Origin of the sequence: Blastococcus saxobsidens (assembly GCF_010682065.1) — a bacterium.
GTDB classification, from domain to species: Bacteria; Actinomycetota; Actinomycetes; order Mycobacteriales; family Geodermatophilaceae; genus Blastococcus; species Blastococcus saxobsidens_B.
In genome coordinates this window covers 162,077-178,435 of record NZ_JAAGWG010000002.1, presented here as the reverse complement: position 1 = coordinate 178,435, position 16,359 = coordinate 162,077, and the positions used below count along the sequence as shown (strand labels likewise).

17 protein-coding genes are annotated in these 16,359 nt (G+C 74.3%); 12 read left to right on the top strand and 5 right to left on the bottom strand.

What is annotated here, in order from left to right; translation table 11 throughout:
- Positions 1 to 109: 109 nt before the first annotated feature.
- A complete protein-coding gene (locus GCU60_RS01935) occupies positions 110 to 1,030 on the top strand; it encodes an SDR family oxidoreductase (RefSeq protein ID WP_163201932.1) in 921 nt (306 codons plus the stop codon).
- Positions 1,031 to 1,033: 3 nt separating this feature from the next.
- On the opposite strand, the gene glpK is transcribed toward GCU60_RS01935, so the two are convergent.
- Complete coding sequence (gene glpK, locus GCU60_RS01930) at positions 1,034 to 2,509, bottom strand: glycerol kinase GlpK (RefSeq protein ID WP_163201931.1); 1,476 nt, start codon at positions 2,507 to 2,509, stop codon at positions 1,034 to 1,036.
- A gap of 50 nt (positions 2,510 to 2,559) precedes the next feature.
- Between glpK and GCU60_RS01925 the strand changes: the two genes are divergently transcribed.
- The 7 genes from GCU60_RS01925 to GCU60_RS01895 all read left to right on the top strand — a co-directional run bounded on the left by GCU60_RS01925 (position 2,560) and on the right by GCU60_RS01895 (position 6,425).
- Positions 2,560 to 3,009, top strand: coding sequence for a Rid family hydrolase (locus GCU60_RS01925; RefSeq protein ID WP_204261216.1), 450 nt, complete (start codon positions 2,560 to 2,562; stop codon positions 3,007 to 3,009).
- Positions 3,009 to 3,497 carry a polyadenylate-specific 3'-exoribonuclease AS gene (locus GCU60_RS01920; RefSeq protein ID WP_163202140.1) on the top strand — a complete coding sequence of 163 codons (489 nt, stop codon included), beginning with the start codon at positions 3,009 to 3,011 and terminating at the stop codon, positions 3,495 to 3,497. The genes GCU60_RS01925 and GCU60_RS01920 overlap by 1 nt, the downstream gene beginning before the upstream one ends.
- A gap of 82 nt (positions 3,498 to 3,579) precedes the next feature.
- The gene (locus GCU60_RS01915; RefSeq protein ID WP_163201929.1) at positions 3,580 to 4,638 is read left to right on the top strand and encodes a PucR family transcriptional regulator; all 1,059 of its coding nucleotides are present in this window, start codon (positions 3,580 to 3,582) and stop codon (positions 4,636 to 4,638) included.
- Positions 4,569 to 4,787: a helix-turn-helix domain-containing protein gene (locus tag GCU60_RS01910; RefSeq protein WP_163201928.1), complete on the top strand. Its 219-nt coding sequence runs from the start codon at positions 4,569 to 4,571 to the stop codon at positions 4,785 to 4,787. The genes GCU60_RS01915 and GCU60_RS01910 overlap by 70 nt, the downstream gene beginning before the upstream one ends.
- A gap of 100 nt (positions 4,788 to 4,887) precedes the next feature.
- On the top strand, positions 4,888 to 5,337 hold the full coding sequence (locus GCU60_RS01905; RefSeq protein ID WP_163201927.1) for an STAS domain-containing protein: 450 nt from the start codon (positions 4,888 to 4,890) through the stop codon (positions 5,335 to 5,337).
- Between the two features lie 151 nt (positions 5,338 to 5,488).
- A complete protein-coding gene (locus GCU60_RS01900; protein ID WP_163201926.1) occupies positions 5,489 to 5,782 on the top strand; it encodes a GlsB/YeaQ/YmgE family stress response membrane protein in 294 nt (97 codons plus the stop codon).
- A gap of 10 nt (positions 5,783 to 5,792) precedes the next feature.
- Entirely contained in the window at positions 5,793 to 6,425 is a 633-nt protein-coding gene (locus tag GCU60_RS01895) for a hypothetical protein (protein ID WP_163201925.1), read from the top strand.
- Between the two features lie 57 nt (positions 6,426 to 6,482).
- Here GCU60_RS01895 and GCU60_RS01890 read toward each other — a convergent pair whose 3' ends face one another.
- Complete coding sequence (locus tag GCU60_RS01890) at positions 6,483 to 8,633, bottom strand: methyl-accepting chemotaxis protein (protein ID WP_163201924.1); 2,151 nt, start codon at positions 8,631 to 8,633, stop codon at positions 6,483 to 6,485.
- Positions 8,634 to 8,851: 218 nt separating this feature from the next.
- Here GCU60_RS01890 and GCU60_RS01885 point away from each other — a divergent pair, with 218 nt between their 5' ends.
- The 3 genes from GCU60_RS01885 (at position 8,852) to GCU60_RS01875 (ending at position 12,307) form a co-directional block, all read left to right on the top strand.
- Positions 8,852 to 9,874: an ATP-dependent 6-phosphofructokinase gene (locus GCU60_RS01885; protein WP_163201923.1), complete on the top strand. Its 1,023-nt coding sequence runs from the start codon at positions 8,852 to 8,854 to the stop codon at positions 9,872 to 9,874.
- Positions 9,875 to 9,963: 89 nt separating this feature from the next.
- On the top strand, positions 9,964 to 11,301 hold the full coding sequence (locus tag GCU60_RS01880) for a class II 3-deoxy-7-phosphoheptulonate synthase (protein ID WP_163201922.1): 1,338 nt from the start codon (positions 9,964 to 9,966) through the stop codon (positions 11,299 to 11,301).
- The gene (locus tag GCU60_RS01875; protein ID WP_163201921.1) at positions 11,294 to 12,307 is read left to right on the top strand and encodes a GntG family PLP-dependent aldolase; all 1,014 of its coding nucleotides are present in this window, start codon (positions 11,294 to 11,296) and stop codon (positions 12,305 to 12,307) included. The genes GCU60_RS01880 and GCU60_RS01875 overlap by 8 nt, the downstream gene beginning before the upstream one ends.
- Here GCU60_RS01875 and GCU60_RS01870 read toward each other — a convergent pair.
- Positions 12,304 to 12,804, bottom strand: a complete 501-nt coding sequence (locus tag GCU60_RS01870; RefSeq protein WP_204261215.1) for a hemerythrin domain-containing protein — start codon at positions 12,802 to 12,804, stop codon at positions 12,304 to 12,306. The genes GCU60_RS01875 and GCU60_RS01870 overlap by 4 nt on opposite strands.
- A 189-nt stretch (positions 12,805 to 12,993) precedes the next feature.
- Positions 12,994 to 14,160, bottom strand: a complete 1,167-nt coding sequence (locus tag GCU60_RS01865) for a S8 family serine peptidase (RefSeq protein ID WP_204261214.1) — start codon at positions 14,158 to 14,160, stop codon at positions 12,994 to 12,996.
- 267 nt (positions 14,161 to 14,427) lie between these two features.
- On the opposite strand from GCU60_RS01865, the gene GCU60_RS01860 reads away from it, so the two are divergent.
- Entirely contained in the window at positions 14,428 to 15,426 is a 999-nt protein-coding gene (locus tag GCU60_RS01860) for an IS481 family transposase (protein ID WP_163201920.1), read from the top strand.
- Here the strand turns inward: GCU60_RS01860 and GCU60_RS01855 are convergent.
- Positions 15,423 to 16,352: a deoxyribonuclease IV gene (locus GCU60_RS01855; protein WP_345770326.1), complete on the bottom strand. Its 930-nt coding sequence runs from the start codon at positions 16,350 to 16,352 to the stop codon at positions 15,423 to 15,425. The two genes, GCU60_RS01860 and GCU60_RS01855, sit on opposite strands and share 4 nt — an antisense overlap.
- Positions 16,353 to 16,359: the final 7 nt, after the last annotated feature.

Sequence of the window (16,359 nt, the reverse complement as noted above, 5' to 3'; positions counted from 1 at the left end):
GCAGTGGTTTCCCACGATCTCGTTCCGCTTGCTGAGCAACGCTCAACAAGCTACAACGGCGAGGGAGCAGTGCTCAATTCGAGCGCGACGGACCGACAGGAGCAGTTCCATGGCGGCTGGACCCGGCAAGCGCAAGCGCACGTCCCTGACCGGCAGGTCGGTGCTGATCACCGGTGCCGCACGTGGCATCGGCGCCGCCCTGGCCCGCAAGGCCGCGGCCCGCGGCGCCCGCGTGGCGCTGGTCGGGCTGGAGCCCCAGGAGCTGGCCCGGGTGGCCGACGAGCTCGGCCCCGAGCACCTGTGGGTGGAGGCCGACGTCACCGACCCCGAGGCGCTGAAGGCCGCCGTGCAGCGGACGGTCGACACGTTCGGCGGGCTGGACATCGTCGTCGCCAACGCCGGCATCGCGCCGCTGACCACGGTCATGACCTCGTCGGCGCACGCCCTGGCCCGCACCATCGAGGTCAACCTGATCGGCACGATGCTCACCGCGCACGCGGCGCTGCCGGAGATCGCGAAGCGCAGGGGGCACGTGCTGCTGATCAGCTCGGCGGCGGCGTTCACCGTGCTGCCGGGGATGAGCGCCTACTGCGCGTCCAAGGCCGGCGTCGAGCGCTTCGGCGACGCGCTGCGCCTGGAGGTCGCCTACCGCGGGGTCACCGTGGCCAGCGCCCACCCGACCTGGATCGACACCGACATGGTGCGCGACACGGAGGAGGCGCTGCCCACCTTCAAGCAGACCCGCAAGCAGCTGCCCGGCCCGCTGGGCGCCTTCACCTCGGTCGAGGCGTGCGCCGAGGCGCTGGTGGAGAACATGGAGACCCGCCGCCGCCGGGTGTTCGTGCCGCGCTCGGTCGGCACCGTGGCGGCGCTGCGCCAGCTCGTCACCGGCGTCGTGGCCGAGAAGGTCGCGATGGCGGTCTCGGCCAAGCGGGTGCCGCAGCTGGAGCGCGACATCCAGGCGCTGGGCGGCCGCGAGTTCGGCAAGAACTCCGTCGGGGACCGCTCCAAGGACGAGCCCGCCGCGTAGGTCCTACCCGGTCCAGCCGCCGGCGCGGGGGAGGGCGCCACGCCAGCGGTCGTGCCGACCGTCGTCCCGCGCGCCGGCGGTCGGCTCGAACCGTCGGTCCAGCGCCCAGGTCTGCGCCAGCTCGTCGGTGCTGCTCCACACGCCGGTGCCCAGGCCGGCCAGGAACGCAGCCCCCAGCGCCGTCGTCTCGGTGACCTTCGGCCGGCGGACCGGGGCGCCCAGCTGGTCGGCCTGGAGCTGCAGCAGCAGGTCGTTGGCGCTGGCGCCGCCGTCGGCCGAGAGCTCCGGGACCGACAGGCCGGCCTCGTCGACCATGACGTCGACGACGTCGCGCACCTCGAAGGCGATCGCTTCCAGCGTGGCCCGCGCGATGTGCGCACGGGTTGTCCCGCGGGTGATGCCGAGGAGCGCGCCGCGGGCGTGCGGGTCCCAGTGCGGAGCGCCCATCCCGGTCAGCGCCGGGACGAAGACGACGTCGCCGGAGTCGGGCACCGTGCGGGCCAGCCCCTCGATCTCGGCGGCGGAGTCGATGAGCCCCAGCCCGTCGCGCAGCCACTGCACTGCGGCGCCGGTGACGAAGATGGCGCCCTCGAGCGCGTACACCAGCCCGTCGCCCAGGTCCCAGGCGACCGTGGTGAGCAGCCCGGCACCCGAGCGCACCGGCGTCGTGCCGGTGTTGGTGAGCACGAAGGAGCCGGTGCCGTAGGTGCACTTCGAGTCGCCGGGGGAGTAGCAGGCCTGGCCGAACAGGGCGGCCTGCTGGTCGCCGGCGATGCCGGCGATCGGCAGCGACAGGCCCAGGAAGGCGTCCGGGTCGGTGGTGCCCACGACGCCGGAGCTCGGGACCACCTCGGGCAGCGCCGACCGGGGGACGTCGAACAGGTCGCACAGCTCCGCTGACCAGGCCCCCTTCTCCAGGTCGAACAGCAGCGTGCGGCTGGCGTTGGTCGCGTCGGTGACGTGCGCCGCCCCAGCGGTGAGCCGGGCGATGACGTAGGAGTCGACGGTGCCCAGCACCAGCGAGCCCTCGCGCACCCCGGCCCACAGCCGGGGCTCGTGCTGGGCCAGCCAGGCGAACTTGGTCCCGGTGAAGTAGGGGTCCAGCCGGAGCCCGGTGAGTGCGGCCACCCGGTCCTCGACGCCGTCGCCGCGCAGCCGGTCGCAGATGCCGGTGGTGCGCCGGTCCTGCCAGACGATCGCCGGCCGGGGGGCGTGCAGGGTCCGCCGGTCCCAGACCACCGCGGTCTCCCGCTGGTCGGTGATCCCGACGCACGTCGGCTGCGCGTCGCTGCCGGCCAGCGCCTCCCGGCAGGCGGCGACGGTCGCGGTCCAGATGTCGTCGGGCTCGTGCTCCACCCAGCCCGGGCGCGGGAACAGCTGCGCGAACTCGCGGTAGCCGCGCGCCAGCACCGCACCCTGCTCGTCGACCACCAGGGCGGTCACCCCGGTCGTCCCTGCATCGATCGCCAGCACCGGCATGGCTCGAACCTAGCGGGCGGCGCGCGCCCGCGTGACCCATGATCGGCGGCGTGACTCCAGGCATCGAGCTCGTCCGTCCGCCGGGCCTCGCCGACTCCCTGCCCCACGCGTACGCCGCGGTGACCGACCCCGGGCGCATGGTGTTCACCGCCGGCGCCTGCCCGCTCGACGCCGAGGGGCGGACCGTCGCGGTCGGCGACGTCGCCGGCCAGACGCGCCAGGTCGTGGACAACCTGAGGGCGGCGCTGGAGGCGGCCGGGGCGGGGCTCGGCGACGTCCTCCGGACCACCGTCTACGTCGCCACCACCGACCGGTCCGACCTCGCCGCCGCCGCGGCGGTGCTGCGCGAGGCGTTCGGCCGGCATGCCGCGCCGAGCACGCTGGTCGGCGTCACCGTGCTCGCCCATCCCGACCAGCTGGTCGAGGTGGAGGCGGTCGCGGTCCGCGACTCGTGGCAGGAGCCGGGGCCGCCGGACGACGCCGCTACGTTGGACGAGTGATGGTGCGCCGCTACTTCTACGACACCGAGTTCATCGAGGACGGCACGACCATCGACCTGGTCTCCATCGGCGTGGTGGACGAGACCGGCCGCGAGTTCTACGCGGTCAGCACCGAGTTCGACCCCGACCGGGCCATCCCGTGGGTGCGGCGCAACGTGCTCGACCAGCTGCCCTCCCCGGCGGACAAGGCGTGGCGCAGCCGGCAGCGGATCCGGGAGGACCTGCTCTCCTTCCTCACCGCGCCGGGGGAGGAGATCGAGCTCTGGGCCTGGTTCGCCGCCTACGACCACGTGGCGCTGTGCCAGCTGTGGGGCGCGATGCCGGCGCTGCCCCGCCCGATCCCGCGGTTCACCCGCGAGCTGCGCCAGCGGTGGGACGACCGCGGGCAGCCGGCCCTGCCGCCCAAGCCGGCCGGCACGCACGACGCGCTGGTCGACGCCCGCTTCAACCTGGCCCGCTGGCAGGCGATCGAGGCCGCCGGCCGCTGACGGGCCGCTGCGCGGGGGCGCCGGGCCCTGCCCCGAGGGGGCACCGTCGGCTCCCTCCGGCGGGGACGGAAGACTGCGGAGGGTGCGCCGCGCCCCGGAACCCCTCCCGTCGGCGGTGGTGGCCGAGGTGCGCGAGGCGGCGGCCCGCGAGCACGGACTGCCCACCTCGCTGCTGGAGGGCTACCTGACCGCCCTCGTCGAGGTGGCCGTGCACGACCGGCGCCTCACCCCCGCCGAGACCCAGCACTGCCGGGACCTCGGGGCCCGGGCCGCGCAGCAGGGCGTCGCGCTGCCCGCGCTGGTCGACCTCTACATGACGGCCTCCCGCCGGCTCTGGCCGCGACTGCCACGGCTCGTCGCCGACGCACGGGGCCGTTCCCTGGGCTCCACCGGGCTCGTCGCGGTGGGGGAGGCCGTGTGGCAGGGCGCGGACACCGCGCTCGCCGCGCTGGCCGCCGGTCACGAGGAGGCCCAGCGGGAGGTGGTCCGCCGGGAAGAGGCCTTCCGGCGGGAATTCGTCGACGACCTGCTGACCGGCCGGTCGGAGGTCGGCTCGCTGGTGGAACGCGCCGAGCGCCTGGGCCTGGCCCTCACGGGCAGCCACACCGTGACGGTGGCGGCCACCGACCGCCCCGCCGACTCCGGCATGCACCTGACGAAGTGGCTGGAGGACGAGGCGCGGATGCGCTTCGGGGACCGGGGCCTGCTGGTGGCGGCCAAGGACGGTCGTCTGGTCAGCGTCATCTCCTCCGGCCCGGCGCAGGGCCGGGACGGCGACGGGCACGCGCTGGCCGAGGCAGCCGGTCCGGCCGTGGCGCGGCTGACCCGGCGACCGCAGTGGCGGGTCGGGGTGGGCCGGTCGCACCCGGGCCCCCGCGGCGTCCTGCGGTCCTACCGCGAGGCGGTCGAGGCGCTGGAGGTCGCCGAGCGGCTCGGTCTGGGCGACCGGGTCGTCCACGCCCGCGACATGCTGGTCTACCGCGTGCTCCTGCGCGACGAGGACGCGATCTCCGACCTGGTCGGCACCGTCCTGGGCCGCTGTCCGACGCGCGCGGTGGACCCGAGGCGCTGGTGGCGACGGTCGAGGCCTACTTCGCCGACGGCCGGAACGCGGCGTCGGCCGCCCGCCGGCTGCACCTGAGCGTGCGGGCGGTGACCTACCGCCTGCAGCGCGTCCGGGAGCTGACCGGCTACGACCCCGCCGACCCCGCCGACCAGCTGCCGCTCATGGTCGCCGTGACCGGGGCACGACTGCTCGACTGGCCGGCCACGGCCCTCACCACCGAGTGAGCCGTCGCGCGGAACTGCCGGGACACGGCAAGGAGACCCGCCGGTAGTCGTCCGGGCCGCTGCCTGCCGGGCGGCGCCCCCGCGGTCCTAGCGTCGGACCATGACACGGAACACCCACCCGGTCCTGCGGTTCCGCGCCCGATCCACCGGCACCCCCGACCGCCGACGGGCCGCGATCCGTCCCCGTCCCCGGGTGGTGGCGCAACCGTGCCCGCGATCCGTCCCGGAGCGGGAGCAGGCGGCGATGGCCCTCGACGTCGAGTGGGACGGCCCCCGGCCGGTGGTGGTGGTCTCCGGCGAGCTGGACCTCGTCGGCGGCGACCTGCTCGCGGCCGTCCTCGACCACGTGCGCTCGAGCCGGGCCGAGCTCGTCGCGGTGGACCTGTCCGGGGTGACGTTCGTCGACACCCACGGGTTGGCGCCGGCAATGCAGCCGGACGTGGTCCTGGTCGACCCCTCGCGGGTGGTGTGCCGGCTGCTCTCGCTGATGGGACTGCCGGACCCGGCCGACGGACCGGACGGCCGCCCACGCCGGCGCCGGGCCGGCTGAGGGGGCCGATCCCGCGCCGCTGCGGCCGACCTTTCCGGCTCCCGGCAGGAAGCGGGAGGCGAACGGTGCCCAGGAGGGACCGGGTCTGCAGCCCGGGGAACGGACATCCCTCTGCTGCACCCCATTCCCCACCCCTCCGGACGGAGTCCTCATGCTTTCCCTGCTCTGGCTGCTCGTCGTCGGCCTCATCGCCGGCTTCCTCGCCCGTGCGCTCGTCCCCGGCAAGGACCGGATGAGCCTGATCGCCACCCTGCTGCTGGGGGTGAGCGGCTCCGTCGTGGGCGGGCTCGTCCTCGGCCTGCTCTTCGGCGGCTTCCGCGACCGGGGCTTCAGCCCCGCCGGCATCATCGGCTCGGTCATCGGGGCCGTGATCGTGCTGCTCGTCTACAACCGGTTCTCCGACCGCCGGGCGGCGGACTCCGGCACACGCCGCGGCGTGGCCTGACCGACGCCCCATGAGCACCCAGGTCACCTGGGCCGGCCGGCCTTCGGCGTTGCGGGTCGCCGTACGGGTGGGCCGGGTCCTCGCGGCGACGATCTTCGTCACGACGGCGCTGATCGGCGCGGTGGTCGCGCCGTGGCCGTGGATGCTGCTGTACGCACCGGCCGTCGGGGCACTCGCGGGCGGGACCGTGGCGCTGGCCCGCTCGGGTTCCCGGCAGGACGCGGCGTCGCGCCGGACCGTCGTCCACGCCGCCGTCGTGGGCTTCCTCGCCGTCCCGTTCGGTGCCGGCCTCCCGGCACTGGGCGGGGCGGGCGGCGTGGTCGTCCTGTTCCTGCTGGTCGTGGCATCTCTCGTGGCGGCCGACTGGCTGGCCGAGGAGCAGCCCGGACCGCCGGTGGCCGGCGCCGCCGAGCTGCGGTCGGTCGTGGGCGCGCTGCCGACCCAGGACCTGGTCCACGCCTGGCTCGGGACCGAGGACCTGCTCCGGTCGGCCCGGGAGCATCGCCGGGTCGCCGAGCTCCGGGAGGTGCTCCTCGACGAGCTCGCCCGCAGGGACCCGGCGGGGGTCGCCGAGTGGCTCGCGGCCGGTGGACGGTCGCCCGTCCCGCACATCAGCGTCGACCGGGACACCACCGGCACCTGACGCGGACGGGGCCCCCTCCGGATCTCCGGAGGGGGCCCGTCGTGCGGGGACTCCTGCTCAGACGGTGAAGACCGCCAGCAGCCGGTTGAGCTCCTTCGACAGGTTGTCGAGCTCCTGGGCCGCCGAGCGGGCGCGCTCGACGTCGGCGGCGCTGTCGTCGGCGTCCTGGCTGACCGTGGTGAGGGTGGTGGTCACCGTGCCCGCGCCGTGGGCGGCCGTGGCCACGCTGCGGGTGAGCTCGCGGGTGGTGGCCGTCTGCTCCTCCACGGCACTGGCGATCGTGGTCTGGTGGTCGTTGATCGAGCGCACGACCTCCGCGATCTGGGCGATGGAGCGCACCGCGGCGGTGGTCTCGGACTGGATGCCCTGGACGCGCTGGGCGATCTCCTCGCTGGCCTTCGCCGCCTCCTGCGCCAGCTCCTTGACCTCGTTGGCGACGACGGCGAAGCCCTTGCCGGCGTCACCGGCCCGAGCCGCCTCGATCGTCGCGTTCAGCGCGAGCAGGTTGGTCTGCTCGGCCACGCCGGAGATCACCTTCACCACGTCACCGATCTCGGCCGAGCTGGCGCCCAGCGCGGCGATCGTCGACTCGGTCCGCTCGGCGAGCGAGGCGGCCTGGCGGCCGACCTCGGCCGCCTCGGCGGCGCTGCGGGCGATCTCGGTGATCGAGGCGCCCATCTCCTCCGCGCCGGCCGCGGCCGAGGAGACGCTGGCGCTGATGTCCGCGGCGACGCCGTGGGCACCCTGCGCCTGGTCGCGGCTGCGTGCGGCGCGGGTGGCCAGACCGTCGGCGACCCCGGAGACGCCGGTGGCGGAGGCGGCGACCTCCTGGGCGCACCGGTGGATGTCGCGCACCGTGCCGGCCACCTTGTCGACGAACCGGTTGAAGGCCCCGGAGAGCTGGCCGACCTCGTCGTCGCGGGAGTCGTCCATGCGCTGGGTCAGGTCACCCTCGCCGTCGGCGATCTCGGCCATCCGGTCGCGCAGGCAGATCAGCGGCTTGGTGAGGCGACGGCCGACCCAGTAGGCGATCGCGCCACCGAGCAGGGCGATGAGGACACCGGCGATGAGCAGCGCCGTGACCATGTTCGAGCGCCCCTCGTCGAGCATCTTCACCGGGCCGGCGAAGTCGCGGTCGCGGGCCACCGTGGCGATCACCCAGTCCCACGGCTGGTAGTAGGAGACCCGCACGGTCGTCGGCCCGGCCTCCGGGTCCACGTAGCGGACGGTGGCCTGCTCGTCGCCCTCGAGGCCGACGCCGGCCTCGACGATCTGCTGCACGTAGGCGCCGCCCTCGGCGTCGGTGGCCTCGAGCATGTTCTCGCCGTCGCGGACTGCGTCGGGGCTGATCAGGACGGTGCCGGCGCGGTCACCGGTGCCCCCGTAGACCTCGATGTGGCCGGTGTCGCCGACCGTCGTGGCGTTGAGGCTCTCGCGCAGCGCGGGCAGGTTCTCCTGCTTGACGCCGACGTAGAGCACGCCGGTCACGTCCCCGGCCGGGCCGTACAGCGGCGCGTACGCGGAGACGAGCCAGGAGTCGACCACGAACGCGTTCCCGCGGAAGGTCTCGCCCCTGGTCACGGCGGCGTTCACCGGGTTGGGCCTGCCGCCCGGGTTCACCGCGGGGATGTAGGTGCCGATGGCGCGGGCCCCGTTGGCCGCCCGGACGTTGGTGGCCACCCGCAGGAAGTTGCCGTCGGGGGTCTTCTGGAAGATGGTGACGGTGGCGCCGACCATGTCCATGACGGTGTCGACGACCGGGGTCGGGACGGCGACGTCGCTGTTCTTGCCGAGCCACTCGCCGCCGATCAGCACCCGGGGGAGCGTGACCGGCGTGACCTCGCCCGACAGCTGGTTCTTGGCGTCCCAGGTGACCTGGTCCCTGGCCGAGGTGTCGATCGAGAAGCCACCGGACTGGTCGAGCACGTAGAAGGCCGTGGCCAGGTCCGAGTCGACCTTGGCGGCGGTGGACGCGCCCTGGGTGGCGACGACGTCCTGGACCCCGGCCGCGGTGCGGGAGATGTCCTCGTCGACCAGTGCGCGCACGTCGCGCTCGGCGTCGTCGGCGAAGCCCCCGCTCTGCCAGGCGCTCACGCCGCCCATGGCCACACCGGTGACGGCGACGCTGGCCACCGCGAGCGCGACCACCTTGGTGCGGATGCCCCAGTTCGCGGGCGCCGCCCAGGGGGGCAGCTTCGTCCAGCGCATGTTCTGCCTTTCCGGTCGGTGCAGCGTCCGATCGCGCTGCCATGGGGTTCCTCGGCAGATCGGGACGATTTCGGCACGGAACCTGCGGTTCGTGACGTGTTCGTCATCCGGTGCGACGGGTGGGGCGGGTGTGGCGCGCGAGAACCGGCCGTCGACGGCCTGACCTGCGGCACCATGAGCGGCAGCTGCCCGGCAGGCCCGTCCGCTCGGAGGAACGCATGCGCATCGGCATCCTGACCGGCGGCGGCGACTGCCCGGGGCTGAACGCCGTCATCCGGGCCGTCGTCCGCAAGGGCGCCGGGCACGGCGACGAGGTCGTCGGGTTCCGCGACGGCTGGCGGGGTGTGCTGGACGCCGACAGCGTGCCGCTCGACCTGGCGGCCGTGCGCGGCATCCTGCCCCGCGGCGGAACGGTGCTCGGCACCTCGCGGACCAACCCCTACGCCGTCGACGGCGGCCCCGAGCGGGTGCTGGCCACGCTGGAGCGGCTCGGCATCGAGGCGCTGATCCCGATCGGCGGCGAGGACACCCTCGGGGTCGCCACCCGGCTGGGCGAGGCCGGGGTCCGGGTGGTGGGCGTGCCGAAGACGATCGACAACGACCTGGACGCCACCGACTACACCTTCGGCTTCGACACGGCCGTCGGCGTGGCGATGGAGGCCATCGACCGGCTGCACACCACCGGCGACAGCCACCACCGCACGCTGGTGGTGGAGGTGATGGGGCGGCACGCGGGCTGGATCGCCCTGCACGCGGGCATGGCCGGCGGGGCCAGCGTCGTCCTCATCCCCGAGCACCCGTTCGACGTCGACGCCGTGGTCGAGCACTGCCGGCACCGGTTCGCGTCCGGCTTCTCGCCGATCGTCGTCGTCTCCGAGGGCGCCGCCCCGAGGGACGGCTCGCTGCGCACGTCCTCCGGGGCCACCGACGCCTTCGGGCACGTCCGGCTCGGCGGCATCGGGCCCGCGCTGGCCGCGGTGCTCGAGGAGCGGACCGGCCGGGAGTCGCGGGCCGTCGTGCTCGGTCACGTCCAGCGGGGCGGCACGCCGTCCCCGTTCGACCGGGTGCTGGCCACCCGCTTCGGGCTCGCCGCGGTCGACGCCGTGCACGACGGGGCCACCGGGATCATGGTCGCGCTGCGCGGGACCGACATCGTGCGTGTGCGGCTGAGCGAGGCGACGGCGCAGCTCAAGCTGGTCCCGCCCGAGCGCTACGCCGAGGCCGAGGTGTTCTTCGGCTGAAGGACCCCGTCCCCCTCACCCCTCGCAAGCTCGGGTGAGCCTCCGGACGGGGCCACGGGGGGCTGCGGGGGCGCCGTACCCTGAGCTGTGTGAGTGCCCCCGTTCCCGCGCAGGCAGTGCCCGGTCTCGACCGCTGGCGGCAGCTCCCCGCCGCCCAGCAGCCGCGCTGGCCGGACCGTGCCGCGCTCGACACGGTCCTGGGGACGCTGTCGACGGTGCCGCCGATCGTGGCGCCCGCCGAGGTGGACACGCTCCGGGCCCAGCTGGCCGACGTCGCCCAGGGCAAGGCGTTCCTGCTCCAGGGCGGCGACTGCGCCGAGACCTTCGACCTCAACACCGAGCCGCACCTGCAGGCCACCACCCGCACGCTGCTGCAGATGGCCGTCGTCCTCACCTACGGCGCCAGCGTGCCCGTGGTGAAGGTCGGCCGGGTGGCCGGGCAGTACGCCAAGCCCCGGTCGTCGGACACCGACGCGCTCGGGCTGCCGTCCTACCGCGGTGACATGGTCAACTCGCTGGAGCCGGTGCTGGCTGGTCGCATCCCGGACCCCAACCGGCTGGTCCGCGCGTACGCCAACTCGGCCGCGGCGATGAACATGATCCGCGCGTACGCCCGCGGCGGTCTGGCCGACCTGCACGCGGTCCACGACTGGAACAAGGACTTCGTCGCCAGCTCGCCGGCCGGCGTCCGCTACGAGGTCATCGCCCGCGAGATCGACCGGGCGCTGGCGTTCATGAAGGCCTGCGGCATCGACTCCGACGCGCTGCGCGGGGTGGAGCTGTTCAACTCGCACGAGGCGCTGATCCTGGACTACGAGCAGGCGCTGCTGCGCGTGCACGAGGGCCGCCCCTACGCATTGAGCGCGCACTTCGTCTGGGTGGGGGAGCGCACCCGGCAGATGGACGGCGCGCACATCGAGTTCGTCTCGAAGCTGGCCAACCCCGTCGGCGTGAAGATCGGCCCGACGACGACGCCGGAGCAGGCCACGGAGCTCGTCGAGCGGCTCGACCCCGACGGCGTCCCGGGCAAGCTGACGCTGATCAGCCGGATGGGCAACGGGAAGATCCGCGACGTCCTGCCGGGCATCGTGGAGAAGGTCACCGCCAGCGGCCACCAGGTCGTGTGGCAGTGCGACCCGATGCACGGCAACACCCACGAGTCGCCCACCGGCTACAAGACCCGCCACTTCGACCGCGTCGTCGACGAGGTGCTGGGCTTCTTCTCCGTGCACCGGGCGCTGGGCACGTGGCCCGGCGGCATCCACGTCGAGCTCACCGGTGAGGACGTCACGGAGTGCCTCGGTGGCGCGATGGAGATCAGCGACGCCGACCTCAACAGCCGGTACGAGACGGCCTGCGACCCCCGGCTGAACACCGGTCAGTCCCTGGAGCTGGCGTTCCTCGTCGCGGAGATGCTGCGTGGCTGAGTCGCTGGTCGACCTCCGCTCGGACACCGTCACCCGGCCCACCGACGGCATGCGCCGGGCGATGGCCGAGGCCGAGGTGGGTGACGACGTCTACGCCGAGGACCCGACGGTCACCGCGCTCGAGGAGCGCGTGGCCGGCATGTTCGGCCACGAGGCCGCGCTGTTCGTGCCGAGCGGCACCATGGGCAACCAGATCGGCATGCGGCTGGTCTGCGAGCCGGGCCAGGAGATCCTCTGCGACGCCGACGCGCACGTCGTCACCTACGAGATGGGTGCCGCGGCGGCGATCTTCGGCATCTCCACGCGCACCGTGGTCTCGGCGGGCGGCCGGCTCGACGCCGCGCAGCTGATCGAGCAGGTGCGGCCGCAGGACAACTGGCACCTCACCGCCACCGCCGCGATCGCCGTGGAGAACTCGCACAACCGCGGCGGCGGGCTGGTGCAGCCGCTGGACCAGCTGCAGGAGCTCTGGGACTGGTCGCGGGGGGCCGGCGTCGCCGTCCACCTCGACGGCGCCCGGATCTGGAACGCGCACGTCGCCTCCGGTGTCGAGCTGTCGACCTACGGCCGGCTGGCCGACACCGCCTCCGTCTGCTTCTCCAAGGGTCTGGGGACGCCGGTCGGCTCGGTGCTGGTCGCCTCGGCGGAGCGGATCGCCACCGCCCGGCTGTGGCGCAAGCGGCTCGGCGGCGGGATGCGCCAGGTCGGCGTGCTGGCCGCCGCGTGCACCTACGCCCTGGACCACCACCTGCCGCGGCTGGGGGAGGACCACGAGAACGCCCAGCACCTGGCCAAGCGGCTCGGCGTCGACCCGGCGACGGTGCACACGAACATGGTCGTGCTCGATGACGTCGCCGCGCCCCTGGTCGCCGAGGCGGCCAAGGCGCAGGGCGTGCTGGTCTCCCAGGTGAGCGCGCGCCGGATCCGCCTGGTCACCCACCTCGACGTCGACCGCGCGGGGATCGACCGGGCCGCCGACGTGCTCGCGGAGCTCCTGGACCGCTAGGCGAGCGGGCCGAAGAGGTCCGGAGCCGTCACGCCCTCGGGGACGACCTGGTCGAGGACGTCGAGCAGGCGCAGCTCCTCGTAGCGGAAGTGCGTCTCCATGACCGCCTCGATGCCGTCGAGGTGGCGCAGCTGCTCCGCGGCGGCTGCCCCCTCGTCGAGCGCCCGGCCGAGCTGGCCGAGCAGGTGCCCGATCATGGCGTGGTCCTGCCGGAGCTGGGCCAGAACCGGCACCAGGTGGGGGAGAGCCGCGCCGATCCTGGGGAAGAGGTGCTCGTCCTCGGCGCGGTGGTGGCCGTCCAGGGCGGCGCAGAAGCCCCAGCAGTGCAGGAGCAGCTCCCGGTCCGGCGGGGTGAGGCCCGCGCCGGCCTCCACCGAGTCGCGCGCGACCTCGATCGCCGCGCGCAGCCGCGCGTGCACCGCGCGCATCTCGTGTGCCCAGGCGCGGGCCCGGTCGGTCGTCGTTCGACGGATGTGGTCAGGGATGGCCGCGGCCACCTCTCCGTGTCCGGCGCCTCCATGCCTGACGCGGGCCGTCACCGGCACGCGGCACCGCGGGCAAGCTACCCGACCGCCGCCGGCCGGCACCAGGACGGTTCGCGGGTGCGGTAGGGCAGCGAGCCGGGCGTCAGCCGGAGGGTCGGGCCGTCCGCGGCTGCGGACGACCCGGCCCCGGCCGGCGGCGGATCAGTAGGTACTGAACAGCAGGTCGTTGTTCGCCGTGCGGTTGGTCGGGACGGCGTTCTTCGTCGTCCCCGCCCGGATGGCCGTGGCCACCGTGGCCGGGGACGCGGTCGGGGCGCCCTGCAGGTACAGCGCGGCCACGCCCGCGACGTGCGGCGTCGCCATGGACGTGCCGCTGATCGTGTTCGTCGCCGTCGCGCCGGTGTGCCAGTCGCTGGTGATGGAGACTCCAGGGGCGAACAGGTCCACGCAGCTTCCGTAGTTGCTGAAGGAGGCGGGCCGGTCGGTGCGGTCCGAGGCCCCCACGGTCAGCGCGGCCGAGACCCTGGCCGGCGAGGAGTTGCAGGCGTTCTGCGGAACGCCCGAGGCGTTGCCGTTGCCCGCGGCCACGGCGTAGGTGACGCCGTCGGCGATCGAGCGCTGCACGGCGCTGTCCACCGCGCTGCTGGCGCCGCCGCCGAGGCTCATGTTGGCCACCGCGGGCCGTCCCGGCTGGTGGTGGGCGGTCACCCAGTCGATGCCCGCGATGACGCCGGCGTTCGTCCCGGAGCCGGCGCAGTCCAGCACCCGGACGGCGACGAGCGAGGCCGCCTTGGCCACGCCCAGGGTGGCCCCGCCCACGGTGCCGGCGACGTGGGTGCCGTGCCCGTTGCAGTCGTCGGCGCTGCCGCCGTCGACGGCGTCGTAGCCGGTGACGGCCCGGCCACCGAAGTCGGCGTGGTCCAGCCGGATGCCGGTGTCGATCACGTAGGCGGTGACCCCGGCGCCGGTGGCGCCGTAGGTGAAGCTGCCGCTCAGCGGCAGTGCGCGCTGGTCGATGCGGTCCAGCCCCCAGGTGGCCGAGGTCTGGGTGGCGGCCAGGGTGACCGGGGCGTCGCGCTCCACGGCGACGACGCCCGGGAGCGAGGCGAGCCGCTCGGCCAGGGCGGTGGGCAGGCGGACCGCGAATCCGTCCAGGGCCGCGGTGTAGAGGTGCCGGACGCTGCCACCCATCCGAGCGGCCCGCTCGGCGACCGGGCCGGGGGTGCTGCCCGGCTGGAGGGTGACGATGTAGGTGGCGACGTCGGACGCGGGCGGCGGGGCGGCCGCCGCGGTTCCGGCGGTGGCGCCGACGCCGGAGGATGCGACGACGGCGACTGCCACGCCGGCGAGGGTCTTTCGGATCTGCACAGGTACTCCTCGGTCACCGGACGGCCGCTCTCTGCAGCGGCGCGGGTGCGCAGAGTGAAGCCCACGGACAGGCGGAACGGAACCCCCTGGAATCGATACGCAGGTCGGCGCGGCGCGGCGCCCTCCGCCGGGCGTGTCGCGGGCTAGGTGTACTGCCCGGACAGGTTGGTGCAGTGCTGCGGTGAGCAGCTGATCTTGATGTGAGGAGGGACCTCCGGGTTGGGTGTGGGAGCCGCCAAGCACCCGCACAGACCCAGGAGGTCCCTCGTGGTCCACCGTAATGCGCCGTTGACTGAGACCGGCCGACTTCGATTGGCCCGCTGCATCGTCGAGGACGGCTGGCCGATCGCCCGAGCAGCGGAGCGGTTCCAGGTGTCCCGGCCAACGGCGACCCGCTGGGCGACCCGCTATCGGCAGGCCGGCCCGGCGGGGATGGTCGACCGGTCCAGCCGGCCCGCGCACTCGCCGCGGAGAACTCCGCAGCCGGTGGTGCGGAAGATCGTGCACCTGCGGTGGAAGCAGCGGCTGGGCCCGGTGGCGATCGCCGGCAAGGTCGGGTGCGCGCCTTCGACGGTGCACCGAGTGCTGACCAGCTGCCGGATCAACCGGCTCTGGCACGTCGACCGGGCCACCGGCGAACCGATCCGCCGCTACGAGATGACCCGCCCCGGCGAGCTGGTGCACATCGACATCAAGAAGCTGGGCAACATCCCCGACGGCGGCGGCTGGCGCGCCCACGGCCGAGACCAGGGCAAACGCAACAGCCAGATCCATCAGGACCCCGCGCGGCCGCGGAAAGTCTCCGGCCGGCCGAACCTGGGCTACTGCTACGTCCACTCCGCCGTCGACGCCTACTCCCGGCTGGCCTACTCCGAAGCCCTCGACGACGAGACCGCCGCCACCGCGCTGGCCTTCTGGACCCGAGCCCGGACCTTCTTCGCCAGCCACGGGATCACCGTCGAGCGTGTGCTCACCGACAACGGCAGCGCCTACAAGAGCCACGCCTGGCGCGATGAACACGCCGCCCTGGGCATCAAGCACTCCCGAACTCGGGTCCGCCGCCCGCAGACCAATGGCAAGGTCGAACGACTCAACCGCACCCTGCTGGAGGAGTGGGCCTACCGCCGGCTCTTCACCTCTGAGACCAACCGGCGAGCGGCCCTGTCAGGCTGGCTGCACCACTACAACCACCACCGGCCCCACACCGCCCTGGGCAACCTCCCACCGATCACCCGCTGCACCAACGTCACCGAGCAGTACAGCTAGGCGGCGGGGGCCTCAGCGGTCCCCGGCACCTCGTCCCGCAGCGAGCGCAGCAGGGCGATGTCGGCCGCATGCCCGGCGGAGGGGTGGCCGTCGCGCTCGCTCGGCGTCTCCACGACCATCGGCACGTCCGCCGTCGTGCGGTGCCGCAGCAGCTCCGCGAACGGGCCGGTGCCGTAGGGGCCCGAACCGATGGTGCCCGCGCCGATGGTGGTGTGCCGGTCGCGCTTGGAGCCGCACGCGTCGAGCGAGTCGTTGACGTGCACCAGCCCGAGCCGTCCCGGCCCGACCGTCGCCTCCAGGACGTCCAGGGTCGCCGTCATGCCGCCCGGGACGGAGAGGTCGTGCCCCGCCGCCCAGGCGTGGCAGGTGTCGAAGCAGACCCCGAGAAGCGGGTGGTGCTCCAGTGCGGCGAAGTAGGGGCCGAGGTCCTCGACGGTGGCCGCGAGGGCCCTGCCGCCGCCGGCGGTCGGCTCGATCAGCAGCCGCGGCCCGTTCGGGTCGGCCGCCTCCAGGACCGGCAGCAGCCGCTCGTGCAGCTGGCGGAGCGCGTCCGCGTAGCGGTCCTCACCCACCGCGGAGCCCGCGTGCACGACCACGCCCCGGCAGCCCAGCTGCGCCCCCCGGCGGAGGTTGTGGGCGATGGAGGCGATCGACTGCTCGACCGTGGCCTCGGTGGGGGAGCCGACGTTCACCAGGAAGGGCGTGTGGATGAACGACGGCACGCCCCGGTCGGCGCAGCCGGCGGTGAACAGCGCGTCCTGGGCCGGGTCCCCGTCGGTGAGCTTCCACCCGCGCGGGTTGCCGACGAAGACCTGCACGGCGCGGGCGGCGACGGCATCGGTGTAGGCGAGCCCGCCCTTGGCCAGGCCGCCCTTGATCTGGATGTGCGCGCCGACGGGCGGCACACCGGGGGAGGTGTTCGACACGAGCGGG